This is a genomic window from Halopseudomonas salegens, from assembly GCF_900105655.1.
GTDB lineage: Bacteria > Pseudomonadota > Gammaproteobacteria > Pseudomonadales > Pseudomonadaceae > Halopseudomonas > Halopseudomonas salegens.
Genome location: NZ_LT629787.1, coordinates 2275644 through 2298729, shown reverse-complemented (window position 1 = coordinate 2298729; position 23086 = coordinate 2275644). Strand labels below are relative to the sequence as shown.

Here is a 23086-nt window from a genome sequence, read left to right as displayed (position 1 = left end):
TTATTTGTTGAGCGCGGCCACCGGCTCGCTGACGGGCGGATAGAACAGGTCGAGAATCAGAGAAATACTTTGCTTTAGCGATCGAATAGACCCTTCGATCTTCATCCGCAGCAGCGCGCCTTCCCACAGATTCCAGGTCAGTTCGGAGAGCAAGGTGGCATCAATATCTGCTCGCACTGCATGCGCGGCTTGTGCCTGCACAATCAATTCTGCCAGGCGATCCCGCCAGGCAGCCTGGGCTTTGAGCAGCTCGGCACGACAGGCCGGGCTGGACAAAGCAATTTCACCGGCAAAGTTGCCAATAAGGCAGCCACACAACCGTTCGCCGTGCTCGTGATAGGCGATCATCTGCTCAAAGACGTGACGAATTTTATCCATCGGCCCACTGGGCGCCGTAGACATCATCAGCGCCCAGGACTTCTCGTTGTTGTCGGCATAGCGTGCAACAACCAGGGCCGCAAAGGCTTCCTTGCCGGCAAAATGATTGTAAAACGATCCCTTCGGCACCCCGGCATGATCGGTGATCTGCTGGATACCCGTAGCGTTGTACCCCTGACCTATAAACAGGTCGAGACCTGCACTGATCAGGCATTCTGGAATGTAGGTTGGATCGGCTGTTCTGCTCATGCGGGAAATAATATGACCAGTCGTCTTAAAATTCAAGTGGATTGTTTTGAATTTAGGGTCATGAAACCAGGGACAGGTCTTGCCTTTTGCCTTTTACTATCTGCCTCTGTTAATAATGCAGCATTGCAAGTAGGGCAAAAGGCAGGATATGACCCTGGACTTCTCCGACGGGTCTTGCGCTTCCTCGTCTGCTACTCGGCTTCGGAAAAGATGACCATGATCCATGGTGACAGCGAATCCTGTACGGTTGACGATGGCCGTATTGTCCCCGATTTCGGGGACTTGTTTAGAGTCTCCATAAGTGCAACATCAAGGACGAGAAATGAATGCCAATATACCTTTTCTAATATTTACAGCTTCAGTTTTTGCCTCAAGCTGCAGTGCTGATGAGGGTCTTGATAGCAATAACTCATCTGGTTCTGCGCCTTATTCTTTGAACGCCACTGTAGAAAGTAATCCTGCTAATGCATTTGCAGATAAGGCGCAACAGGTGACTATCGAACCAGTGGAACCATCCCCGCTCGACAAGTGGTCAACACCCGGGGTGCGCATTGCGCAGGCTGAAGCGATCGAACGCTTCGATCTAAAGCGCCGCCTGCAAAGTTACGGGAGGGCGGTCTCAGGATCCAAGTGCAACACTCAGTTAATGGATTCAAGATTATTGCTCGCCGACAGCTGAAGGTACTCAACAAGCACTTCAACCGGAAATTTCCAGCCTAACGTCTGGCGTGGTCGAGTATTCAGCAAGTTGGCAATCTCATCAAGGCGCTCCTGACTGACCGTGGACAAGTCTGTTCCTTTTGGCAGGTACTGGCGTAGCAGGCCGTTGGTGTTTTCGTTGCTACCACGCTGCCATGGGCTGTGTGGATCGGCAAAATAGATCTTCATGCCCGTCTGGGCGGTAATGTCCTGATAACGTGCCATCTCACTGCCCTGGTCGTGCGTCATGGTTTTGAGCAGTGAAGGTGCGAGTCGAGTCATTTCGCGCGTTATCGCCTGTGACGCACATTCAGCCGTTGGGGCGTCCAGCTTGGCCAAAACAACAAAGCGGCTGGTACGCTCAACCATCGTTGCTACGGCCGAGCGGTTACCGGCTCCCATAATCAGATCGCTTTCCCAGTGCCCCGGAATCAGGCGACCCTCAACCTCTGGAGGTCGCAAATGGATGCTCAGTTCAGAGGGATAGCGCTCACGCCGTTCTGCGTTGACTGTGCGGCGGCGACGCTTGCCGTGACCTTGGCGCAAGTAGCTGATCAGTTGCCGCTTGAGTTCGCCGCGGGGATGCGCGTAGATGGCAAGGTAGATACTTTCGTGACTCACATGAAACTCGGGGCTGTCCGGCCATTGATGTTTCAGTCTGGACGCGATTTGTTGGGGAGACCAGCCCCGTTTGAGCATTTTGCGTACAACCAGGAAAAACTCGCTGTCTGGTAGCAAGCGACTTTGGCGCCGGGGTATGCTTCGCCGCTCACGCGCCAAGGCGCAAGCATGAATGACATCGTAACGCTTTCCGGTGCTATTACGTTTGAGTTCCCGACTGAGGCTGCTGGCGTTTCGGCCCAGGTGGAGGCTGATAGAACGCAGGCTCAACCCTTTGTTTCGCATCAGCATCAAGGCGACCCGTTCATCCGTAGTTAAATGCGTGTAGGTTTTCATGGCAACACTCTATCTCATGTGTTGCACTTGGATCCTGAGACCACCGAGTCGGTATTTTCAGGCCAGCGAAGGGGCGCAGATTCGCGTAATAGAAGGCGACCTGAGCATCGACGGCAATCTGCTGCTGGACTGGGATGAAAAATGGGGCTCAGATGGCCTGATAGTGACAGGCAACCTCACTGTCAGCGGCTCGATCATCAACGCCAGCGGGGACAGTGGTCCTTTCCTTCTGGTGGGCGGACAGTCCAGCGCGCATGCCATCGTTGGCGGAGGCGCCGAACTGGTGTTCGAAGGAGACGCAGAGGTTGCCGACATTGTAATCGGTCACTACAACGACGGGATTCTGGAGTTCGGATCAAATTTGACCGCACCGGCGGTGGTCACAATGGATCACTACCTCGTGATCGACGGCGAACTCGATGGTCGCTGGTTCGACGTTTTTGACCGGGACGACAAGTGGTCGGCCTTTCTGGACATGCGTCGGGCGGAGTTCGCAATCATGGAAGAGGATGAATGGCGCGGATTGGATGACGCTCTGTTCCCTGTGCTCAAAGCCGGGCACAGCGTGCTTCGTCCCGATCTGCCCCCAAAGGAAGAGTACACGCGACACTGGTAACCTGGGCGAAAGGGCTGAAACCAGGGCAAAAGGCAAGATATGCCCCTGGACTTCTCTCGGTTTGCGTGAGCGTTGGTGCGTTTGTTGCTGGCGCGCTTGCCGCGTTTGGCGTCAGTCTCGTGTGGTAGGTGAGGAACATGGAAATTATTCCTGACGACATATTAGCCACTAAAGTGGTCAGCGACGGTGACGACTATACGTTAACCCAAAGCCAGGTTTTTTTGCGAGGGGTGGGCACGGAGACGATACTCGCCGGCGCTATCCTGGAACTATGTGTCGGTTTCCACGATTCATATGTAGTATTTATGTCAGATGATATACCGAGTGAAGATATGCTTCGTATTTATCTCTTGAATAACAATGCTCATGTGATTGAGTCTGTAACTATTGGGGCTCCATATTCTACTGGCTCATTCCGATTTTCAGAGCTTATTGAGCCTGACATGGTTGCTTTTAATTTTACAGGATCAACCATGTGGAAGTTGCGTGCTTTTAATAAAAGCAAGTTGCATGTTCCTTTTTTCTCAGACCCTAAGGGGGTGTCGAGGAAAATAAGATTCTCCACTTGTTTGGAAGTCGACGGTGACCCTGCTCCGGAATCATGATGCAAAATTAGGTAAACGCTGCATAAATCCACCCAGTACAGTGATAAAATCAGGTATCGAGCGATAATCGAGAAAACACAGCCCTGATGATTCGGGGTCAGACATCAACAGGAAAGCGGCTGCTGGGTGAGTCCGAAATGGGCTTTTCTACAGCCTCGCTAGGGGAATCTAAGGACAGAGCATGAGTAAAGACGAAGCGCTATGGGTTGTAATACGAGCAGCCGGATTAGTATTCCTTGTCCTGACCGTCGTCAGCCTGACAAGTCTGCTTAGCGTAGGGACTTATTGGCTGTACCTCAGTGATGTCGGGATGGTTGTCGATGAGACGTCTCCCGTATTGAGTGGCAAGGTGATGGCGGAAAAAACGGCCAAGACGTTACTGTCAAATCGCGTTGGAGAATTTTTCCTCTATGGGATTTCAGCTTTTTACTTCATGCGTAAAGGCAATCTTGTCCACCGTTTTGTATCGAAGTGACGCGCCAAACAAGTAGCAAACTCTAGAGACAGGTCTTGCCATTTTCCTACATCGTAGCAAGCAAAAGGCAGGACTTCCTGGACGTCGCCACAAGAGTTGAAGAACTCGCGCATTCGTTAACGTCCGATGCAGCTCTTTTTTTGTAGCCGCGCATGCCGAGCGGCGTTAGCGGCTTGAAACGGATTGCTCTATGAACCCGTATAGTGATGAAAAAATTGTCGACTCGTGGGAGAAAAATGCATCTCAGTGGTCTGCGGCTGTTCGAGGTGGTCATATTGAGAGCCGCAAACTGATCACGAACAAGGCAATCGTCGAGGCTGTGTTGAGTCATGCTCCGGAATCGGTTCTCGATATCGGGTGCGGCGAGGGATGGCTCATCCGTGAACTCGCTTCTCAAGTGCCACATTTAGTCGGGATCGATGTAGTGCCTGATCTCATTGAGCAAGCCAAAAGTGCCGGTGGGGGGCATTTCAGGGTCGCATCTTACGAGGATATGGCTGCCGGTGCAGTTGACGGTTCGTTCGACGTCGTTGTGTGTAATTTTTCGCTTCTCGGAAAGGAGTCGGTCGAGACGCTGTTTGGAGCCGTACCGGCGAGTTTGAAAACGGACGGAGTTTTTATTGTTCAAACACCTCATCCGGTGGTCGCGAGTGACCTGCCTTATATCGACGGTTGGCGGAAAGGCTCTTGGGCTGGTTTTGGCACGGACTTTATTGATCCGGCCCCATGGTATTTCAGAACGCTCGAAAGCTGGGTTACGCTGTTCTCAGGCAATGGATTTCGATTACTGGAGATGCGTGAACCCATTCACCCCAAGACTCACAAGCCTGTGTCTGTAATTTTCACCGGCGCAAAAGCGGCAATGCACGCGACAAGCGCGTGATGGCTGCGTTATGACTATTCTGGTGTCAGGTGAAAAGCATGTCGGAGGTTTCTGATACTCTTTTAAAGCAAAGGCTGAGAAACCGACTTATGGAGTCCCTCGACGCTTTTGCCGACGAAGAAGCCGTTAGTGCAATAGGAACTGATGAGATTATAGAAACATGGTACGACTACATGGATGATGATCGCTTGGGTTTTTATAATGAGCCAGTCTTTAGCGCTGAGGAATTGAATGCCCTCAGGCGATTTCATAACCTTCTCGAATGCTCCTGGCAAAACGTGCCCACTACATGGCGGCCAGATGAGCTTGAGGGGTGCACCGCGTGGTCTGGTTTGGTTGCGGCGGCACGTGAAGAACGCGCGATTTTTCTGCAACGTGGTCGCTCAGATGAAGAGCGAGAAAACACCTGACCAGTGACTGTGGTGTCAAATCCCTGAACTTGAGAAGCGAGCGTGAGGCCTTGCCTTTTGCCCGCAATGCAGCGGGCAATACACCTATACCTGCACGATCACTATGGCGGTGGCTGCTGTCAGTAGTCCCATCGCCAGATTGAACGCCCGCTGGCGGCGGGAGCTGTGCAACAGTTGCTGAATGACCACGCCGAAACCAGCCCACAACGAGATGGCGGGCAGACCCACCAGGGCAAACACCAGCATCACCATCAGCCCCGAGACCAGATACAACTCTCCACCCAGGGTAAAACTGCTGATGGCAGCCAACGCCATCATCCAGGCTTTGGGGTTCAGAAATTGAAAGGCTGCCGCTTGCCACCAACGCAAGGGCGTTGCTTCCACTGTGCTGTCTTCCGCTTTCAGCTCGCCCACGGGGGCCGTGGCAATCTTCCAGGAGAGCCATAACAGATAGGCCACACCGGCCACCTGAAATGCCAACTGGCTCGGCGGAAAGCGGATAAAAAGTTCACCCAGCCCGGCCAGGGTCAAAGCCAGCAAAAGCGCAACTCCGAGCACAATCCCCAGCATATGTGGAATGGTGCGACGAAAACCAAAATTTGCCCCGGATGCCAGTAGCATCAGGTTATTCGGCCCTGGTGTGGCCGAGGAGACGAAGGCAAAACTGATGGTTGCCAAGAGCAGGGGTGAGTCCAGGCTGATAGTCATGGCGGGGTCCTGTAAGCCAGTATTGAATTGGCTTACAGGTTAAGGTTTGCAGTCGAACCGATACAGATGTAGTTTAATTATAATTGATCGGTACAGTTTATTATGTTGCATATCTGTACTGCTTTTTCAGCCGCAAACTGTATTGAAGACACCATGACGCTCTACCAGAATATCGCCGCCACCCTGTCCGATCATATTGAACAAGGTACCTATCGACCGGGCCAGCGCCTGCCCGGCGTGCGCGCCTTGAGCCAGCAGTTTGGTGTGAGTGTCTCGACGGTGGTTCAGGCCCAGCGTGCACTGGAAAATGCCGGTGTGCTGGAGGCCCGGCCCCGCTCCGGTTACTACGTGCGTCCCCAGGTGTGGCAACGCTCGGAGCTGCCAGAAGCATCCCGCCCACTGCAGCAGCCCATGCCGGTCACGGGGCAGGAGCTGTCCTTGCACCTGGCCAATGCCGTCAACCAGCCGGGCATGATCCGTTTGGGTGCTGCGGTGCCGCACAATGACTTTTTGCCGGTGCGCGCCGTGCAACGCAGCCTGAGTAAGGTGGCGCGTAATCAGAGTGCTCAGGCCACCCATTACGCCTTTCCGCCGGGGCTGCCCCAGCTGCAACAGCATATTGCCCGCCGCATGGCCCTGGCCGGCAGCCGCGTGAATGCCGATGAGATCATTATCACCAATGGCGGGCACGAGGCCCTGACCCTGGCCCTGCGCGCCGTGGCCCAGCCAGGCGATGTGATTGCCCTTGAATCCCCCACCTTTTATGGTTTGCTCCAGGTGATCGAGTCCATGGGGCTGAAAGCGCTGGAAATCCCCACGGACCCGCAAACCGGCATCAGTCTGCCAGCGCTGGAAATGGCTCTGGAGCAGTGGCCGATCAAGGCCTGTGTGCTTATCCCCAATTTTCATAACCCTTTGGGCTTTGTAATGGATGATGCCCACAAGCGGCGCCTGGCCGCTCTGGCCAACAAGCATCAATTGGTGTTGATTGAGGATGATGTCTACGGGGATCTCGGTCACAACGGGGAGCGACCGGGCTGCTTGCAAGGCCTGAATCCCGGGCAGGTGATTCACTGCACGTCGTTCTCGAAAACCGTTTCCCCCGGCCTGCGCCTGGGCTGGATGCTGGTGCCGGATCGCTTTCGCCAGCAGGTGGAATACCACAAATACGTCACCAATCTGGCGACCAACAGCATTTCCCAACTGGTGATGGCGGACTATCTGGAGCACGGCCATCATGACCGCTACCTGCGCCAGACCAGAGATCGTTATGCCGTGCAGGTCAGTCTGTTTGCCCGCGCCATCCGCAAATACTTTCCGGAGGGGACGCGGGTCAGTCAGCCGCAGGGTAGTTTCGTGCTCTGGGTGGAGCTGGCCCCCACGCTGGACGCCCTGACACTGACCCATCGATTGCTGGAACACAAAATCAGCATCGCACCCGGCCGGCTGTTTTCAGCCAACCAGAAATACCACAACTGCATCCGCCTCAACTGCGCCCAGCCCTGGAGCACCGCCGTCGAAAAGGCGCTGATGACAATAGGGCGGCTGTGCGGGAATATGGGGTGAGGGTCAGCTCCCTCATACCCGGTAATCACCAGGCTTTATGCCCGTAAAAACAGGGGTTACACCTGTGCGTGCTCCCCTAGAATAGGCACACAACAAAAATGGGAGTAAGCATGAAAAAATGGATCATCTCAATCGTTGTTTTGCTGTTGGTGGGGTGCGGTCTGTTCTGGATGACTGCTGGCCAGGATATGCGCAGGCTGGTGCTGAACTTTCCTACCGATACCAATGTACTGTTCTGGTCAACGCCGGAGCGGGATGCTGCTTTTCGGGTATTGGACCGTGTGCCGGTGCTGTCCGAGTCGCGGGTGATTGCCGCCGGAGAGGACCCTTATCCCTTGCCTGAGGGCGAACCGCTGGATATTGGCATGGATGTCGATGCCTTTATGGCGTCGCAACGCGCCGCCGCGCTGGTGATCGTTCATGATGGCAAAATACGCCTTGAGCAATATGGGCTGGACTTTGGTCCCGAGGGCCGCTGGACCAGTTTCTCCGTTGCCAAATCCTTTACCTCGACTCTGGTCGGTGCCGCTATCAGGGACGGCTACATCAAGAGCATCGATGACACCGTGTCGGAGTACATTCCCGATCTTCAAGGGTCTGCGTACGACAACGTTACCATCGAGCAGTTGCTGACGATGACCTCGGGTGTGCAATGGAATGAGGACTATGCCGACCCGCAGTCGGACGTTGCACGGTTTGGTTCGCACCAGGCCGAGCCGGGTGTCGATGTCACCGTGAGCTATATGCGCCAACTGGAATCCGAGGCAGAGCCAGGTACCCAGTGGGTCTACAAGACCGGTGAGACCAATCTGATTGGTGTGCTCGCCAGTGCGGCCGCCAACAAGCCGCTGGCGGAATACCTGTCCGACAAAGTCTGGAAGCCCTTTGGTATGGAACAGGACGCGACCTGGCTGTTGGGATCCACCGGTCATGAGATCAGCGGCTGCTGCGTACAGGCGGCCACACGGGACTTCGCTCGCTTCGGGTTGTTCATCATGGGTGGCGGCATCGCCAATGGTGAGCCGGTATTACCGGATGGCTGGATCGCAGAGGCCACCACCAAGCAGGCGGATATCGGCAGGTCAGGGGAGGGTTACGGTTATCAGTGGTGGACCATGGATGATGGTGCCTATAGTGCGCGGGGGATTTTCGGCCAGGGCATCTTCATTGACCCACAGCGGAACCTGGTAATTGCCTCGAACGGTAACTGGCCTCAGGCGACCGATCGTCAGGGCGGCAACCAGGGCAAGGAGCGTTTGGCGTTTTACCGCCAGGTGCAATTGGCAATAGATCGCGAGGCTCAGCCTTCAATGCCAGTCGACACGGCTCGATAACTCCAATCAGGGCGACGCCTTTTTCGTTGCGGCTTCGCCTTCATTACCACGCCGCGCGTGCTGGCAAGGTTGTCAGCAGGGCAAACCCCAAGACCTGCTCTTACCCTTCCTGCGCGGCGTATTTGTCTTTCATCAGGTAGGCATAGGCAGTATTGAAGGCGACCTCCTGATAGGCTTTGAGGTCAGTGTCGGCATAGGCGATCTGCATCGGGTTGCGCTTCAATGATTCCTTGATATCGGTCGTAGACATGATGATCACATCCAGATCGCTGATCAGTTCGATGGCCGCTTCCAGCTTGAAACCGACTGCGCCGCCAGCAAATTTGCCCTTCATCGGTCGCTGGCGGATAACCACCCGGTCGACCTGGTAGTCCTGCATCAGTTTGGCAAAGGTCTGCTGAAAATAGCGCAGCTCGCGTGTGCTGTTGATGTCTTTCAACGTCAGCCGCCTGGAGCGGCAATCAGGCAGTTCAAAAAGTTCGTCTGTCAGTGACAACAAACACAGATTTACGTCATTGCTGCTGATTTCAACGCCACACACTTTCATAGAGCACCCGATTTGGCTAGACGCGCGCATTGTAGCGCAAAATCCCTGGCCGGTACGGGTGTGTCTGCAGTGCTTGTCGGCCACCTCTGGCGGCGCCGAAATTCTTGCCGCGGTTGCTGAGTACGCGTTCTTTACTGATAAGATGGCGCATCTTTTCCAGCTCAGGCCTCTCTTATGACCGATACTGAATCGCTACCTCCTTTGCCCGACAGACTCTCGACCAACCCCAGCAGCCCGTATTATGTAGAAGCTATTTTCGAAAATGACGTTGGCATTCTGTTGAACGGTAAGGAGCGTACCAACGTCGAGGAATATTGCATCAGCGAAGGCTGGATAAAAACGCCGTCCCCCAAAGCCCGGGACCGCCGCGGGCAGCCATTGCTGATTAAGCTGAAGGGCAAGGTTGAAGTCTTTTACAGTTAAGGGTTGGACGTCTGGCTGCTCTGCAAATCAGGAATTGAACATTGACCAACAATGATATTTTACGCCGCTTGCGTTATGCGTTTGACTTAAAAGACAGCGCAGTGGTCGGCATCATCGCCCTGGCCGATATTGACGTGACCGAAGAGCAGGTAGTCGCCTGGTTGAAAAGGGAGGAAGACGACGGTTTTCTCGAGATGAATGACCGTGAAATGGCCGCTTTTCTCAATGGTTTTATTATCTTCAAGCGTGGCAAGCGCGACGGGGCGCAGCCTCCGCTGGAAGAGCGCCTTAACAATAATATGGTGTTGCAGAAATTGCGGATCGCGCTCAATTTACAGGCTGAAGGTGTTCTACACTTGTTGGAGTTGGCTGACTTTCGGCTCAGCAAGCATGAATTAAGTGCTTTTTTTCGCAAGCCGGGGAACAAGAATTATCGAGAATGCAAGGATCAGATCCTTCGCAGGTTTTTGCTCGGCATTCAGCTGCAATCAAGGCCGGGCGAGATTGATCCAGAGCTGCAATAAATCGCCAGGCCTGCCACCGAGATTTTTCTGGGCGTCTATAATGCCCTGACACAGCCAATGACAACGACAGCTTTTCTGTTACGGCTTCGCCTTCATGAACGTGCACCGCTTTGGCGACGGTAGCCAGGCGCAGGATCTTTGCGGGCGGAGCATGGACGCAGGTAAGGATGACACCATGTTTTTGGACACTGATCTTGATGTTGGTCGAGCTGATCTTCGGGATGCCTCAAGCGACTATCTCAGGGTGCGTGCGCGAACCCTGGAACTGACCCGTGATCTCAGTGATGAGGACATGCTGCTGCAGTCCATGCCCGACGCCAGTCCGACCAAATGGCACCTGGCGCATACCACCTGGTTTTTTGAGACCTTTCTGCTTCAGCCTCACCTGCCCGGTTATCGTTGTGTCGACCCGGCCTACCAATACCTGTTCAACTCCTACTACGACACTATCGGTGAGCGTCACCCGCGGCCGGTGCGCGGTTTGCTGTCCCGGCCTTCTCTGGCGAAAGTCCTGGACTATCGCGCCCGGGTGGATCGCGCGATGGAGCAGCTGCTGGCCTCAGCCAGCCCCGATGTGCGCGCTGGCGTGACCATCGGCCTGCACCATGAAATGCAGCACCAGGAACTGATTCTCACCGACATCAAGCATGCCCTGTCATGCAATCCTTATGCCTTTACCGGCTTCGGGCTGGGCGCCGGGGCGCGATCGTCGGAGGCCCCGGATACCGGCTTCAGCTCCTTCGCCGGTGGTCTGGTCGAGGTGGGTACCGATGCGGAACAGGGGTTTGCCTACGACTGTGAACAGCCCAGGCATCAGGTGTTTCTCCAGCCTTTTCAGCTGCGCAACAGCCCGGTCAGCAACGGTGAGTGGTTGGCGTTTATTGAAGACGGTGGCTATCGTCGCCCGGAGTTGTGGTTGTCCGACGGCTGGAGCCATTGTCAGAGCGAGGGCTGGCAGGCTCCGCTGTATTGGCAGTGGCGTGAGCAGCAGTGGCAGCAACTGACGTTGCGTGGCTACTTGCCGGTCAATCCGGCGGCGCCGGTATGTCACATCAGTTATTACGAAGCCGACGCCTTTGCCCGCTGGGCCGGGTATCGATTGCCCACGGAATTCGAGTGGGAATGCGCTGCCGGCACTCTACCCCTGCGTGGGCACTTTGCCGAAGCCGACCGTTGGCAACCGCAGCCGGCAGGGCCCGAGCCGGGTCTGAAACAGATGTACGGCGATGTTTGGGAGTGGACCGCCAGCAGCTTCAGTCCCTATCCGGGCTTTACCCCGCCCGCCGGTGCTCTGGCGGAATACAACGGCAAGTTCATGGCCAACCAGTGGGTCTTGCGAGGTGGGTCCTGTGCCACGGCCGAGCAGCAAATGCGCGCAAGCTACCGCAACTTTTTTTACGCCCATCAACGCTGGCAGTTCAGTGGCTTGCGCCTGGCCCGGTAGGGTACAAGCGCCGAGCTGCCCATGATGACTCACACCTTTCAGAGGGAGCGCCCATGTCCTCCACAGTCATCCGTGCCCAGGCCAAGCCTGTGGCTGAGTCGATCGACGGAGAATTTTACCGGGATGTGATCTCGGGGTTGCGCCAACGGCAGAAGCAGCTGTCACCGAAATACTTTTACGATGCGCTGGGGTCGCATTATTTTGACCAGATCTGTCAGCTCGATGAGTACTATCCCTATCGAACTGAACTCAACCTGCTGCCAGACGTGGCCGCCGATCTGAATGATTACTTTGCCGACCGGGGGGCAGAAGGGCTGAATGTGGTCGAGTTCGGCGCGGGCTCCTTGCACAAGATCAAACCCTTGCTTGACGGCGTGGCGGCGATTCGAAGGTTTACCGCCATCGATATTTCCGGTGCCCATCTGCACAATGCCTGTGCGCTGTTGGCGGAACACTATCCGTCACTGGAGATACAACCGATTGAAGGTGATTTTACCAAACCTCTGGAATTGGCGCCGAGCGCGGCAACGCCCATGGGCTTTTTCCCGGGCTCTACCATCGGCAATTTGAACCCGACCTCTGCGATACATTTTCTGGCAAGCGCCCGCAAAACCCTGGGTGATGGCAGTTACATGGTGCTGGGGGTGGATACCAAAAAAGATGAGCAGGTGCTCAATCGGGCCTACAACGATAGAGAAGGTGTAACCGCACGCTTCAACAAGAATATTCTGACGCGCATCAACCGCGAGTTGGGGGCTGATTTCGAGCCGGACAACTTTGACCACAGCGCCTGGTACAACCGTGAGCGGGGACGCGTCGAAATGCATTTGTGCAGTCGCAGTGAACAATCCGTGCGCCTGGGCAAAGAGAACTTCCAGTTTCGTATCGGCGAATCCATTCACACGGAAAATTCCTACAAGTATCACCCCGAGGAGTTTCAACAGTTGGCTGCTGAGGCAGGCTGGCAGGCCGAGAAGTGGTGGCTGGCTGAGGACAATCTGTTTTCGGTAGTGCTGCTGGGAAACCAGGGTCAGGTTGAGCTGACGCCGTGATTTTCTTGCTGAACTGTTAACTGGTTCTCATATTGGGCAGCGTCCGATTGTCCGGCTTGGCCAGGCGTCGTAAGATGCAGGGCTGCGTCTGATACTGCATTTGAGCGAAGGCAGATCAAGCCCAGCTCACAGATAGGGACATCATCAAGGAAGCACCCATGGCCGGGAAAAAGCATTGCCCCCATTGCGTCAATACGACTCTTGCCGTCAATTACTACGAGGGTGAAGAAGTCGACAATTGCAACACGTGCGGAGGGTTGTGGTTCGAGAGGGGTAGTCTCAACGCCATTATCGCCGCCAAGTGTCAGCATGTGGAAGAGGCCGACTATGTGGCCAACCTGGGCCCGGCTCTGGAACCGTCGCATCGACATTGCCCGGACTGTGGCACCCGGCTGCAGGTGTTCCATGTGCTGAACGACTTTCACGTCGATATCGACGTCTGCCAGCGCTGCGATGGCGCCTGGGTAGAGAAGGACACGGCGTGCAAGGTGGCCAAGTCCTCGGCCATCAAACATGCCCTGGTCGAGATGAACAAAACAGTGAACTGGAAAACCTGGATCTTCCAGATGCTGTCACGCATGCCGCTGGAGTACAACGTCAAACCGCGCATTACCCCCTGGGTGACCTATGCGCTGATTGCCATCAATACCCTGATCTTTCTGACCTACGGCTTTGATCCGGTGCTGGCCGGGCGGGTCTTTGGCGGCTTCGCCATAGCGCCAGCCGACATTCAGGCGGGTAGCCACTGGTGGGCCTTTGTCACTGCGATCTTTCTGCATGGCAGCTTGATGCACCTGATCGGCAATATGTATTTTTTGTGGGTGATCGGGGATAACCTGGAAGATGCCCTGGGTCATTGGCGCTTTCTTGGGCTCTACCTGCTTTGTGGCATTCTGGCCGGGCTTGTCAGTGTTCTGGCCAACCTGGGGTCAGAGATCCCGTCTGTCGGTGCCAGTGGCGCTATTGCCGGGTTGTTCGGCATGTATATTCTGTGGTTCCCCAATGCCAGCATGACCTTCATGTTCTTCGTCTGGCAGAAGAAGCTTGCGGTTATGTGGTACTTCGCTATCTGGTTGGCGTTGAACTTTTACGGCATGGCCATGGGGCAACAGGGTATCGACTACTGGGCGCATGTCGGCGGCTTCATCGCCGGCCTGGCGATCGGCTTCGCTCTGCGCCAACGGGTATGGACGGCCAATCCGCTACTGGCCCACCTGGCGGGTCCGGAAGTGAAGGTCAGACGCTAGCAGTCCTTGTTTTTTGCCTGTATTAAATCAAGCACAAAACAAGAGCTGAGTCCGAGAGCCTGAGTCTCACCGCGCACAATCAACGACGAGGTGGATTCCTGTCGCTGTTCGAAAGCAACTCCTTTAGCTCTGCAGAGATCGGCATTGGCTTGAAAGCACTGACTCTGGAGCGGCCGGTATTTCCGAAGGGCACCCACACTCTGGAGAACAACAGTGCCGCGACAATGCGAGGTATTTGCCCCGCGACTTCACGATAATCATTTGTCTGCCAGCCAAGCGCGAGCATCATCCAGTGTGATCTGGCATGCAGCAGAGGTTGGCGCTGAGTCAGTATGTGCGCGCGCTCTAACCATTGAAAGGCGTCTGCACTGCGCTGTTCCTGCTTGGCGTACTCAGCCTGTTGAAAGGCTTGTGCAATGGCGAGTTGCAAGGCTGTTTTCATCTTCAACTTCCCCCGTTTTACTTTTTCAGAAGGCGCAGGCCATTGAACACCACCAACAAACTGACGCCCATATCAGCAAACACCGCCATCCACATCGTTGCCTGACCCGATAGCGTGATGACGAGAAACAGCGCCTTGATTCCTAACGCCAGAATGATGTTTTGCTTGAGGATGGCTGCTGTTTGCCGGGACAGTCGGATGAAGGACGGAATTTTGCGCAGGTCGTCGTCCATCAATGCGACATCCGCAGTGTCGATGGCAGTGTCCGAACCCGCGGCAGCCATGGCAAAGCCAATTTCAGAGGTCGCCAGTGCGGGCGCATCATTGATGCCGTCGCCGACCATACCGACCACGTAGCCGCGTGCTTGCAATGCTTCAACGGCTTGTAGCTTGTCACCCGGGAGGAGGTTGCCGCGCGCTTCGTCAATACCGACCTGCTTTGCGATGGCTTCAGCAGTGTATGCATTGTCGCCGGACAGCATGGTTGTCTTCACGCCCAGCGCATGCAGCTCTTTTATCGCCTCTTGGCTGGAGTCTTTGACTGTATCGGCGACAGCGAACAGGGCTACGGCTCGCTGCGCATCGCACAGCACGACCACTGTTTTGCCCTGGCATTCGAGGCGCTCGAGGATTGTTTCCAGCTCCAGTGAGCAAAAACCAAGCTCTTCCACCAGGCGGTGATTACCCAGATGATAGTGCGTGCCGTCAATAGTGCCCCGTACACCTCGACCCGGTAGCGCTTCGAATCCTTCCACGTCCGCTAAGGTCGGCTCTTTGTCAGAGCCATGCCTGGCTATCGCTAGTGAAACAGGATGATCGGACCGGCTAGCCAGGCTGGCCGCATGGGTAAGGTAGCGATCCGAGCCCTGTTCGACCAAGGGCATGTAATCGGTCTGCACCGGCTTGCCATGGGTAATGGTTCCGGTCTTGTCGAGTGCCAGGAAGCCAAGCTTGCCGCCGATTTCCAGATACACACCGCCTTTGATCAGGATACCTTTGCGCGCGGCTGCAGCCAGACCACTGACAATGGTGACGGGCGTTGAAATGACCAAGGCGCAAGGGCAAGCGACGACCAGCAATACCAGGGCACGATAGATCCAGTCGTACCAGGGTTCGGCCATAAACAGCGGCGGTACAATGGCGATAGCGAGTGCGAACAGGAATACTATCGGGGTGTACACTTTGGCAAACTGGTCGACAAAGCGCTGGGTCGGGGCACGTGAGCCCTGGGCTTCTTCAACCGCGTGAATGATGCGAGCCAGCGTCGTGTTGGCAGCGGCGGCCGTGGCTCGGTACTCCAGTGAGCCTCCCTGGTTGATGGTTCCCGCAAAAACCGGGTCGCCGGTGGTTTTCTCTACCGGCAGGCTTTCTCCGGTGATGGGCGCCTGGTTGATGGTGGAGTGACCGGCAGTGACCTCGCCATCGAGGCCGATACGCTCGCCTGGCCGAACCCTGAGTTGCGCTCCTATGGCGACGTTCTTGATGTCTACTTCAAGCCATGTGCCGTCGGGCTGCTTCACCGTGGCCCGCTCTGGCGTTAAATCCATCAACCCCCGTATGGCATTGCGCGCCCGATCAAGCGATTTGGCTTCGATCAACTCGGCGACGGTAAAGAGAAACATGACCATGGCGGCTTCCGGCCATTGCCCTATCATCACCGCGCCGGTCACTGCGATACTCATCAGAGCATTGATGTTCAGGTTACCGTTCTTCAGGGCAACCCAGCCCTTTTTATAGGTTGTCAGGCCGCACAGCAAAATGGCGAACAGGGCTATGCCAGCGACTACCCATTCTGGTGCCAGCTGGGTAAAGTGCAGCAGTTCGGCCGATACGGCGGCCACACCTGATAGCGCCAAAGGCCACCAGGCTTTCTTGCGCGGGGCAGTTTGCGCCTCTTCGTTGGCTGTTGCTGAGCCCTCAACCACTGGCGTGAAGCCGAGGTCGCGAATAGCGGCAAGGACTGCTGGCAGCGCACTCTCAGAGTGGCGGACGGTCAGTACGCGTTGAATCAGGTTGAATCCCAAATCAGTGACGCCAGGCAGGGACGATAGCTTGTCGCGGATCAGTTTTTCTTCCGTGGGGCAGTCCATTTGGTCGATTCTGATTCGGGTTTGCCCTGCAGTGGCCAAGGGTTCAGCCTGCGTGCCCGCAGAGGAGATCGCGGCGTCGTTGGGGTCGCAACATCCGCTCTTTATAACCGCTTGAGATTTTTGTGCGTTATCGCAGCAGCCATCCATGTGGGTATCCTCGTTGATGATGTATGCTAAGTGAACACCCTGAAGCCACTATAGGGTCAAGCGTTTATCGACGAGGCAGGTTATGAAAATTGGAGAGCTGGCCAGACTAACGGATTGCCAGGTTGAAACGATTCGCTATTACGAGAATGAAGGGCTCTTGCCTGCCCCGGCGCGTAGCGAATCCAATTACCGGCTTTACTCCCGTGAGCACCTTGAGCGGCTGACGTTTATTCGTAACTGTCGAACGCTGGACATGACCCTGAACGAGATTAGACGTTTGCTGGCGCTGATGGATAATCCCGAAGAAAACTGTGAAGGTGTGAATAGCCTGGTAGATGAACATATCCGGCATGTACAAGTGCGGATGGCCAGTTTGCTGGTGCTGGAACAACAACTGCTGGATTTACGGCATCGTTGTGCTTCCGGGCGCGGTGTCGATGAGTGCGGCATCCTTCAGCGCTTGAACACCTCAGGCGGTGTCAGTACGCCGCCAGGCGATGGCCATACACATGTTGGTAAAAGCCACCGTCACTAACCATCCGCTGCAGTGGGTAACGAAACAAGGGCCAGGCCTTGACGATTGCCTGTAGCCATCCGGGCAAGGAACAAGACCTGACCTCCACGTTCTGCTACTTGCCGGCGGTAAATGCGGTATGGCTGTTGATCAGGTTCCGGTAGTCCGGAATATGATTCGAGAACAATTGCCCCAGGCCTTCCACGTCGTTCCGCCAATCGCGGTGCAACTCGCAGGCAACACCAAACCAGGTGATCAGTTGCGCGCCGGCTGAAGACATGCGATCCCAGGCGGAATCACGCGTCAGCGCATTGAAGGTGCCGGACGCATCTGTCACCACAAATACGTCGAAATCCTCGGCCAGCGCGGACAGGGTAGGGAAAGCAACGCAGACCTCCGTTACCACGCCCGCAATGATCAATTGCTTCTTGCCGGTAGCTTTCACCGCCGCGACAAAGTCTTCGTTGTCCCAGGCATTGATCTGACCTGGCCGAGCGATGTACGGCGCGTCAGGAAAAATCTCCTTGAGCTCTGGTACCAAGGGCCCATTCGGTCCCGCCTCGAAACTGGTGGTCAGAATGGTAGGCAGCTCGAAGTACTTCGCCAGTGCCAGCACATTGTTCTTGAACCGGTCCGGGTCAATATCTCTGACCAATGACAGCAGTCCGGTCTGGTGATCGACCAACAGTACAGCCGCATCATTTTTATCAAGACGCACATAAGGCTTGCTCATGAGTAGCTCCTTTTCCAGTCCAATGAAATCAGCGGTGCTTTCACCGCATTTGCACAAACAAGACTAGTATTGGCACAACCATGGCGGTAGTTTGAAAAAACCATGTACTGCGTCCTATTCATGGAACGCTCCAAGGAGGACCCATGCAGGACCTGAATGACCTGTACTATTTTGTCAAAGCCGTTGAATTCGGTGGATTCGCCCCGGCAGGTCGAGAGTTGGGTATTCCCAAATCAAAGCTGAGCCGCCGCATTGCCATGCTGGAAGAAAAACTCGGCGTGCGCCTGATACAGCGTTCCACTCGCCATTTTCAGGTGACCGAGATAGGCGAACGCTATTTCGAGCACTGCAGCGCCATGCTGATCGAAGCCGAAGCGGCTCAGGAAGCTATCGACATTGTTCGGGTCGAACCCCGTGGGCGCATCCGCGTCACCTGTCCAGTGGGGCTGCTGCATTTTCATGTCGGCCAAATGCTGGCGGACTTCATGCGCCAGTATCCGCAAGTAAGCATTGACCTTGAAGCCACCAACAGGCGTGTGGACGTTCTGGCCGAAGGCGTGGACATAGCGCTACGCGTTCGCCCGTTGCCACTCGACGACAGTAATCTGGTACTCAGGGTGTTGTCCGACCGCGGGCAATGCCTGGTGGCCAGCGCCGACCTGATCCGGCAAATGGGTGGGCAACCCGCTGAGCCTGAGGCGTTGCAGCAATGGCCAAGCCTCAGTCGGGCTTCGCGCCAGGAACACCATCTCTGGCGCCTGCAACACAAGGATGGACGCAAGCAGGACGTACCCTTCGAACCGCGCTATTGCACCACCGACATGCTGACCCTCAAGACAGCGGCTATCGCAGGCGTAGGCGTGGTCCAGCTGCCCTTGCTGATGTTGCCTGACGAGCTGAATTCAGGTGCACTGGTCAGGGTGCTGCCGGAATGGGAACCGCGCCGTGAAGTGATTCATCTGGTGTTCCCGTCCAGGCGTGGAATGCTGCCTGCCGTCCGCGCGTTGATTGATTATCTGGCGGAACAGTACGACCGCATCGAAGAGGATTAGCCCCGGAACCCAAAGGCTGCAAAGGCTGGTGAGTGGCCGTGTTTTTGGGGGGCAGGCAGGGCCAGGACTTGCTGTCGCCTGCATCCAGCACCTTTACCCGAATGGCATAGGGCCGATGCAACGCGTTGCGTTTTTTTCCTGCTGAACTGTTAACTGGTTCTCATATTGGGGCGCGTCCAATTGTTCTGCTCAGCCAGGCGTCGTAAGATTCAGCGCTGCTTGTACCGACGCCGTTGCCCATGGATTGCAGAAGACGGCAACCACTCCATGTAAAAGGATTTTAATGGTCGCTTCAGCTGTAAACTTCGGATACCACATCAAGGAAACGAGAGTGAGGTCTTGCCTTTTGCCTGTATCGACCTGAGCAAAAAGCAATGCCTGGCCTGGGATATTTTTCGAAAGGGATTTTATGAATAAAATACTGGTTTTAATTGTTTCTTTTCTGTTTTCAAGTTTGTCGTACGGTACCGTTGATAACAGCGACCTGGATCATATTGTACAGTTAACGAAAGAAGGGCGATATCAACAAGCCCTGGAAAAGCATCTCTGGTTTCACGAAGCATCTAAAACGTCACAAGGCATGGGTGGTGTAAGGTTGTCTTACGCACTTGATGAGTGGGTTCGGCTTGGTAAAAATTACCCCGCTGCAATGGATGCTTTGATTGGTATTCGAGATGATAACAAGGAGCTGCTACTGTCCGGGCAAGGGGATTTCCAGAATTTTCTTGAACTGTCGTCGATAAACAGGGTAATGGGTGATAGAGAAGCGACGTTGGATTTATTCATTATTCTGGATGAAAAATACCCTGACCAGGCCCAGAGCTATTATCATGCCGCCGAGCGGCTGTTAATAGAGAATAAAGCGTATGACATATCAGCCAGGTATATTGGCGACCCCATACTTAAATACGAAGGGTTACGTCATATGCGGGAGAGAAATCTTGGATTGGCTAGAGGAAATCCTGATCTGAATACCCCGAGGTTTATAGCGTATGCAGATGAGAGTTTCGTCAATGATGTGTTGTCTCTGATCGAGATCCTGGTGGCAGTTGGGCAGGCAGACGAGGCGCTTGAAGTCCAGAAAAGAGCCCTGTCGTACTTTGAAAGTGACCGTATAATGCATGCAATCCCTTAGGGGCTTGATAGCGGCCTGCGGCCATCGGGGTTCATGCGTGAGCCGTATTATGAGCAGTCAGTCATTAGGGACGATGAAGTGCAAGAAAATATAATAAATTCTACACCCGCCGCACAGCGACTGGTTCACCTGGATGTTTTGCGCGGTTTCGCCCTGTTGGGTATTTTGCTTGTTAACTTTCAGTGGTTCAGTCGCCCCCTTCAGGCTATGTATGTGGGGTATGACCCCTCGCTTACCGGTATTAACCTCGGCGCCGATTGGCTGATAAGTTGGCTGGCGGAGGGTAAATTCTATCCATTATTTGCGTTGTTATTCGGCATCGGTTTTACATTGATGACTGAGAGTGCTACGGCAAAAGGCGTTCGCTTCTGGACCGTTTATGGCCGTCGATTATTGCTGCTGGCGCTGATTGGACTCTTTCATTTGGCTTTTATTTGGCCGGGCGATATTTTATTGATCTATGCCATTTGCGCCGTGCTCATGCTGCTGTTTTTTCGCAATACGCCGGTGCAACGCTTGTGGAAATGGACGCTGGTACTAATTGGCGTGCCGGCGTTGTTGGTAGCAGTGTTACTGGTAATTGTTTTAGACCCGGTTGCGCTGACTGCTATGCAAAAGGCATTGGCTCATGAAAAAGCCGCCTTGATGGACGATGTGGCACGTGCCAGCAGCGTCTATATCAACGGCAGTTTTTCTGAAGTAACGAGCGAACGCATTCGCAGTTACTGGTCATATCTGTCTTTGGATGGCATATACCTGCTGATGATAGTGCTTGGATACTTTCTGCTGGGCCGTTGGCTGGCAGTCTCAGGGAAAGTGATTGACTTGCCCGCGCATCGAAGGTTTTTGCGCCGTTGGGCAATGGTGGGCCTTCCATTGGGCTTGTTATTGGCAGCCTTGAGCACTGCACTTTTTTATCAAGGCGATATCGTGATGCTCGACCCAGGCCCCGTGGTGGGTGAGTTTCTGGGGTTGGTGGCAGGGGTGATTTTGCCGCTGGGTTATCTGGCAGCGGTATTGCTGGCCGCATCAAAACTCACCTGGTTGGCTCCGTTAGGGCGCACTGCATTAAGCCAATATCTGTTGCAGTCAATTATATGGACCAGCGTTTTCTACGGCTACGGTCTGGGCCTTTGGGGGCAGGTGCCCAGGGTTTGGCAGCTTGTGCTGGCCGTGGCATTTTTTGCGCTGCAAGTCGTTATCAGCCATTGGTGGTTGAAACGCTACCGTTTCGGCCCCGCCGAGTGGCTGTGGCGATCTTTTACCTATTGGAATTGGCAGCCTTTTAAAAACGAGAAAAGCAGCTAATTACCTTACCCTCATTGCGCAATGCTAAGTCGAGGACCCAATGATCAGACGTGCAGTACTATTTTTGGCATTATTCAGTTCCGTTGCTAATGCTTTTGCCATCAGCACAATCGCTGGAGAGGAATTCTATGGCACGTGGTCCACGGCATCTTCTGCTCTTCATCCAGATCGCCAGATTCTGGAGCTCTCGCCCGTCGGTGGGCGTTGGATTCAGAGGGATGATCTAGGAAATGATAAGGTGCTTGTTCTGGATGCGTCTGATATATCCTTTAATGATGACCTCCTGATAATTGATTACAAAAAACCAGAGGAGGTTTTTAGGTTAAAGCTGGTTTTGGGTGGCTGGAAAGTTCGCGATAATAAGAGAATTTTTGGTACGGTCTATATGTACCATGATGAAGGCAAAGGTTTGTCGCTATACAATGGATTGCCTATGTCGTTTGAAAGCGGCGTTGATCAAATTCCGCCACAGGCCTTTTGGGCATTTTTCTCCGAGACAGGCCCCAAAAAAGTAGCATCGGGCTACATCAATGAGCTAGAAGAAGCATTAAAAGAAGTTGAAGGTGTTTCAATGTCGGAAGGGCCAGATACAAATGACTATGCGCTCGAGAGAATAAGTTATGCTGTCTCAATTACCAAGCCTGAACATTCAGCACATCCGTCTGCTATAGCCATTCGTCGAGGCCCATTCGGCGCTGCGGCAATTGAAACAGCGGCAATGTATGAAAGCGATGAAGCGGATTTTCAGGAGTTTTATCGTGGTTACTTGCAAGAGCTTGAAAAGCAGAAACAGGAAACAGATCGATATATGGAAGAGCTCATTAATAAAATGGAAGCTTTAGGGGCTTTAAGTCCTTTAGAGGCTTCAAAGGCTATAGAGGCTTCTAAACTATCAGAATAAGTCGCATAGTCGGCGCTGTTGGCGGGAAAGTTTTCCACCGCGACCAGGAAAACAGGGGGCAGGTCTTACCTTTTGCATGTATAAGCGCAAGCAAAATGCAGAACTTGCCCTGGCGATTTGTGTGACACAGAGATTTTTCTTGCTGAACTGTTAACTGGTTCTCATATTGGGCTTCTTCCGATTGCCCGACTCGGCAAGTCATCGTATGCTGCAGCGCTGCGTATACAGACGCGCTCGTGCATGGATTGCAGAAGACGGCAGCACTGCCATTTAAAAGGATTTTTATGGTCACCTCAGCGGGAAGCTTCGAATACCGAATCAAACCAGGCGAGAGTCTGTCGATGATAATGGGCCGATTCTACGGGGTGGGGGCAAGCGGTCCCGACTACAACCGCTACCTCCACCAGATACTGTCGCTGAACCCCCATATCCAGGCTCCGGATGTGATTCCTGCCGGATCAATTCTGCGCTTGATGGCGACGCCAGCTCCAGTAGCCGCTCCGCCACCGGCTGTGCGCATTCCCCCGTATCTTCTTGCGCGTCTCCCGACGTGTTACCGGGCGTCTGGATTTCTCCCCTCAGGATGAATACACATCAAGTCAGAGCCTGACTCTTGTTTTACAACACTGGCTACACGTTTATCTTCT

The 23086-nt window shown here is 54.4% G+C and carries 25 protein-coding genes; 18 read left to right on the top strand and 7 right to left on the bottom strand.

All coding sequences use genetic code 11. The annotated features are described in order from the left end of the window. A complete protein-coding gene (locus tag BLU07_RS10450) occupies positions 1-627 on the bottom strand; it encodes a TetR/AcrR family transcriptional regulator (RefSeq protein WP_092386688.1) in 627 nt (208 codons plus the stop codon). 322 nt (positions 628-949) lie between these two features. Here BLU07_RS10450 and BLU07_RS17575 point away from each other — a divergent pair, with 322 nt between their 5' ends. After that, positions 950-1306 (top strand): hypothetical protein, encoded by a 357-nt coding sequence (locus tag BLU07_RS17575; RefSeq protein ID WP_157719177.1) that lies wholly within the window; start codon positions 950-952, stop codon positions 1304-1306. Here the strand turns inward: BLU07_RS17575 and BLU07_RS10445 are convergent. Beyond that, positions 1267-2283, bottom strand: coding sequence for an IS30 family transposase (locus tag BLU07_RS10445; protein WP_092386686.1), 1017 nt, complete (start codon positions 2281-2283; stop codon positions 1267-1269). The genes BLU07_RS17575 and BLU07_RS10445 overlap by 40 nt on opposite strands. Here BLU07_RS10445 and BLU07_RS10440 point away from each other — a divergent pair. From BLU07_RS10440 to BLU07_RS10420, 5 genes are all read left to right on the top strand, one after another. Further along, positions 2282-2899 carry a hypothetical protein gene (locus tag BLU07_RS10440; protein ID WP_092386684.1) on the top strand — a complete coding sequence of 206 codons (618 nt, stop codon included), beginning with the start codon at positions 2282-2284 and terminating at the stop codon, positions 2897-2899. The two genes, BLU07_RS10445 and BLU07_RS10440, sit on opposite strands and share 2 nt — an antisense overlap. Before the next feature lie 137 nt (positions 2900-3036). After that, positions 3037-3504: a hypothetical protein gene (locus BLU07_RS10435; RefSeq protein WP_092386682.1), complete on the top strand. Its 468-nt coding sequence runs from the start codon at positions 3037-3039 to the stop codon at positions 3502-3504. 181 nt (positions 3505-3685) lie between these two features. Continuing rightward, positions 3686-3979, top strand: a complete 294-nt coding sequence (locus BLU07_RS10430; protein WP_092386680.1) for a hypothetical protein — start codon at positions 3686-3688, stop codon at positions 3977-3979. A 190-nt stretch (positions 3980-4169) separates the two neighbouring features. Next, positions 4170-4862 carry a methyltransferase domain-containing protein gene (locus BLU07_RS10425; protein WP_092386678.1) on the top strand — a complete coding sequence of 231 codons (693 nt, stop codon included), beginning with the start codon at positions 4170-4172 and terminating at the stop codon, positions 4860-4862. Positions 4863-4900: 38 nt separating this feature from the next. Further along, entirely contained in the window at positions 4901-5272 is a 372-nt protein-coding gene (locus BLU07_RS10420; RefSeq protein ID WP_092386676.1) for a hypothetical protein, read from the top strand. Between the two features lie 84 nt (positions 5273-5356). Here the strand turns inward: BLU07_RS10420 and BLU07_RS10415 are convergent, their stop codons facing one another. Further along, positions 5357-5980 (bottom strand): LysE family translocator, encoded by a 624-nt coding sequence (locus BLU07_RS10415; RefSeq protein ID WP_197674994.1) that lies wholly within the window; start codon positions 5978-5980, stop codon positions 5357-5359. A 153-nt stretch (positions 5981-6133) separates the two neighbouring features. Between BLU07_RS10415 and BLU07_RS10410 the strand changes: the two genes are divergently transcribed. Together BLU07_RS10410 and BLU07_RS10405 are read left to right on the top strand one after the other, a co-directional pair. Next, entirely contained in the window at positions 6134-7546 is a 1413-nt protein-coding gene (locus tag BLU07_RS10410) for an aminotransferase-like domain-containing protein (protein ID WP_092389771.1), read from the top strand. A gap of 110 nt (positions 7547-7656) precedes the next feature. After that, the gene (locus tag BLU07_RS10405) at positions 7657-8880 is read left to right on the top strand and encodes a serine hydrolase domain-containing protein (RefSeq protein WP_092386674.1); all 1224 of its coding nucleotides are present in this window, start codon (positions 7657-7659) and stop codon (positions 8878-8880) included. Positions 8881-8980: 100 nt separating this feature from the next. Here the strand turns inward: BLU07_RS10405 and BLU07_RS10400 are convergent, their stop codons facing one another. Next, a complete protein-coding gene (locus tag BLU07_RS10400; protein WP_092386672.1) occupies positions 8981-9427 on the bottom strand; it encodes a DUF3010 family protein in 447 nt (148 codons plus the stop codon). A 174-nt stretch (positions 9428-9601) separates the two neighbouring features. Here BLU07_RS10400 and BLU07_RS10395 point away from each other — a divergent pair, with 174 nt between their 5' ends. The 5 genes from BLU07_RS10395 to BLU07_RS10375 all read left to right on the top strand — a co-directional run bounded on the left by BLU07_RS10395 (position 9602) and on the right by BLU07_RS10375 (position 14117). Further along, complete coding sequence (locus tag BLU07_RS10395) at positions 9602-9850, top strand: DUF3297 family protein (RefSeq protein WP_092386670.1); 249 nt, start codon at positions 9602-9604, stop codon at positions 9848-9850. A gap of 41 nt (positions 9851-9891) precedes the next feature. Continuing rightward, the gene (locus tag BLU07_RS10390; protein ID WP_092386668.1) at positions 9892-10374 is read left to right on the top strand and encodes a YehS family protein; all 483 of its coding nucleotides are present in this window, start codon (positions 9892-9894) and stop codon (positions 10372-10374) included. A gap of 175 nt (positions 10375-10549) precedes the next feature. Continuing rightward, complete coding sequence (gene egtB, locus BLU07_RS10385; RefSeq protein WP_092386666.1) at positions 10550-11818, top strand: ergothioneine biosynthesis protein EgtB; 1269 nt, start codon at positions 10550-10552, stop codon at positions 11816-11818. A gap of 53 nt (positions 11819-11871) precedes the next feature. Further along, positions 11872-12870, top strand: coding sequence for an L-histidine N(alpha)-methyltransferase (egtD, locus tag BLU07_RS10380; protein ID WP_092386664.1), 999 nt, complete (start codon positions 11872-11874; stop codon positions 12868-12870). A 158-nt stretch (positions 12871-13028) separates the two neighbouring features. Continuing rightward, positions 13029-14117, top strand: coding sequence for a rhomboid family intramembrane serine protease (locus BLU07_RS10375; protein WP_092386662.1), 1089 nt, complete (start codon positions 13029-13031; stop codon positions 14115-14117). Positions 14118-14196: 79 nt separating this feature from the next. Here the strand turns inward: BLU07_RS10375 and BLU07_RS10370 are convergent, their stop codons facing one another. Together BLU07_RS10370 and BLU07_RS10365 are read right to left on the bottom strand one after the other, a co-directional pair. Beyond that, positions 14197-14559: a DUF3703 domain-containing protein gene (locus BLU07_RS10370; RefSeq protein ID WP_092386660.1), complete on the bottom strand. Its 363-nt coding sequence runs from the start codon at positions 14557-14559 to the stop codon at positions 14197-14199. Between the two features lie 17 nt (positions 14560-14576). Next, positions 14577-16649 carry a heavy metal translocating P-type ATPase gene (locus BLU07_RS10365; RefSeq protein ID WP_231701736.1) on the bottom strand — a complete coding sequence of 691 codons (2073 nt, stop codon included), beginning with the start codon at positions 16647-16649 and terminating at the stop codon, positions 14577-14579. Between the two features lie 229 nt (positions 16650-16878). On the opposite strand from BLU07_RS10365, the gene cadR reads away from it, so the two are divergent. Further along, positions 16879-17331 (top strand): Cd(II)/Pb(II)-responsive transcriptional regulator, encoded by a 453-nt coding sequence (gene cadR, locus BLU07_RS10360; protein ID WP_092386656.1) that lies wholly within the window; start codon positions 16879-16881, stop codon positions 17329-17331. Positions 17332-17425: 94 nt separating this feature from the next. On the opposite strand, the gene ycaC is transcribed toward cadR, so the two are convergent. Next, positions 17426-18043: an isochorismate family cysteine hydrolase YcaC gene (gene ycaC, locus BLU07_RS10355; protein ID WP_092386654.1), complete on the bottom strand. Its 618-nt coding sequence runs from the start codon at positions 18041-18043 to the stop codon at positions 17426-17428. Positions 18044-18186: 143 nt separating this feature from the next. Here ycaC and BLU07_RS10350 point away from each other — a divergent pair, with 143 nt between their 5' ends. From BLU07_RS10350 to BLU07_RS10335, 4 genes are all read left to right on the top strand, one after another. Beyond that, positions 18187-19095 (top strand): LysR family transcriptional regulator, encoded by a 909-nt coding sequence (locus BLU07_RS10350; protein WP_092386652.1) that lies wholly within the window; start codon positions 18187-18189, stop codon positions 19093-19095. Between the two features lie 409 nt (positions 19096-19504). After that, on the top strand, positions 19505-20230 hold the full coding sequence (locus BLU07_RS10345; protein ID WP_092386650.1) for a hypothetical protein: 726 nt from the start codon (positions 19505-19507) through the stop codon (positions 20228-20230). Positions 20231-20263: 33 nt separating this feature from the next. Continuing rightward, positions 20264-21538 carry a DUF418 domain-containing protein gene (locus BLU07_RS10340; RefSeq protein WP_092386648.1) on the top strand — a complete coding sequence of 425 codons (1275 nt, stop codon included), beginning with the start codon at positions 20264-20266 and terminating at the stop codon, positions 21536-21538. A 40-nt stretch (positions 21539-21578) separates the two neighbouring features. After that, positions 21579-22439 (top strand): hypothetical protein, encoded by an 861-nt coding sequence (locus tag BLU07_RS10335; protein WP_092386646.1) that lies wholly within the window; start codon positions 21579-21581, stop codon positions 22437-22439. The last annotated feature ends 647 nt before the right edge of the window (positions 22440-23086 follow it).

Bases quoted from the DNA above. Each gene is read 5' to 3' on its own strand.
- BLU07_RS10370 (WP_092386660.1), bottom strand. From the start codon at position 14,559: ATGAAAACAGCCTTGCAACTCGCCATTGCACAAGCCTTTCAACAGGCT.
- BLU07_RS10440 (WP_092386684.1), top strand. From the start codon at position 2,282: ATGGCAACACTCTATCTCATGTGTTGCACTTGGATCCTGAGACCACCG.
- BLU07_RS10425 (WP_092386678.1), top strand. From the start codon at position 4,170: ATGAACCCGTATAGTGATGAAAAAATTGTCGACTCGTGGGAGAAAAAT.
- egtD (WP_092386664.1), top strand. From the start codon at position 11,872: ATGTCCTCCACAGTCATCCGTGCCCAGGCCAAGCCTGTGGCTGAGTCG.
- BLU07_RS10405 (WP_092386674.1), top strand. From the start codon at position 7,657: ATGAAAAAATGGATCATCTCAATCGTTGTTTTGCTGTTGGTGGGGTGC.
- BLU07_RS10365 (WP_231701736.1), bottom strand. From the start codon at position 16,649: ATGGACTGCCCCACGGAAGAAAAACTGATCCGCGACAAGCTATCGTCC.
- BLU07_RS17575 (WP_157719177.1), top strand. From the start codon at position 950: ATGAATGCCAATATACCTTTTCTAATATTTACAGCTTCAGTTTTTGCC.
- BLU07_RS10395 (WP_092386670.1), top strand. From the start codon at position 9,602: ATGACCGATACTGAATCGCTACCTCCTTTGCCCGACAGACTCTCGACC.
- egtB (WP_092386666.1), top strand. From the start codon at position 10,550: ATGTTTTTGGACACTGATCTTGATGTTGGTCGAGCTGATCTTCGGGAT.
- BLU07_RS10430 (WP_092386680.1), top strand. From the start codon at position 3,686: ATGAGTAAAGACGAAGCGCTATGGGTTGTAATACGAGCAGCCGGATTA.
- BLU07_RS10435 (WP_092386682.1), top strand. From the start codon at position 3,037: ATGGAAATTATTCCTGACGACATATTAGCCACTAAAGTGGTCAGCGAC.
- BLU07_RS10415 (WP_197674994.1), bottom strand. From the start codon at position 5,980: ATGACTATCAGCCTGGACTCACCCCTGCTCTTGGCAACCATCAGTTTT.
- ycaC (WP_092386654.1), bottom strand. From the start codon at position 18,043: ATGAGCAAGCCTTATGTGCGTCTTGATAAAAATGATGCGGCTGTACTG.
- BLU07_RS10420 (WP_092386676.1), top strand. From the start codon at position 4,901: ATGTCGGAGGTTTCTGATACTCTTTTAAAGCAAAGGCTGAGAAACCGA.
- BLU07_RS10400 (WP_092386672.1), bottom strand. From the start codon at position 9,427: ATGAAAGTGTGTGGCGTTGAAATCAGCAGCAATGACGTAAATCTGTGT.
- BLU07_RS10350 (WP_092386652.1), top strand. From the start codon at position 18,187: ATGCAGGACCTGAATGACCTGTACTATTTTGTCAAAGCCGTTGAATTC.
- BLU07_RS10445 (WP_092386686.1), bottom strand. From the start codon at position 2,283: ATGAAAACCTACACGCATTTAACTACGGATGAACGGGTCGCCTTGATG.
- BLU07_RS10375 (WP_092386662.1), top strand. From the start codon at position 13,029: ATGGCCGGGAAAAAGCATTGCCCCCATTGCGTCAATACGACTCTTGCC.
- BLU07_RS10340 (WP_092386648.1), top strand. From the start codon at position 20,264: ATGCGTGAGCCGTATTATGAGCAGTCAGTCATTAGGGACGATGAAGTG.
- cadR (WP_092386656.1), top strand. From the start codon at position 16,879: ATGAAAATTGGAGAGCTGGCCAGACTAACGGATTGCCAGGTTGAAACG.
- BLU07_RS10410 (WP_092389771.1), top strand. From the start codon at position 6,134: ATGACGCTCTACCAGAATATCGCCGCCACCCTGTCCGATCATATTGAA.
- BLU07_RS10450 (WP_092386688.1), bottom strand. From the start codon at position 627: ATGAGCAGAACAGCCGATCCAACCTACATTCCAGAATGCCTGATCAGT.
- BLU07_RS10335 (WP_092386646.1), top strand. From the start codon at position 21,579: ATGATCAGACGTGCAGTACTATTTTTGGCATTATTCAGTTCCGTTGCT.
- BLU07_RS10345 (WP_092386650.1), top strand. From the start codon at position 19,505: ATGAATAAAATACTGGTTTTAATTGTTTCTTTTCTGTTTTCAAGTTTG.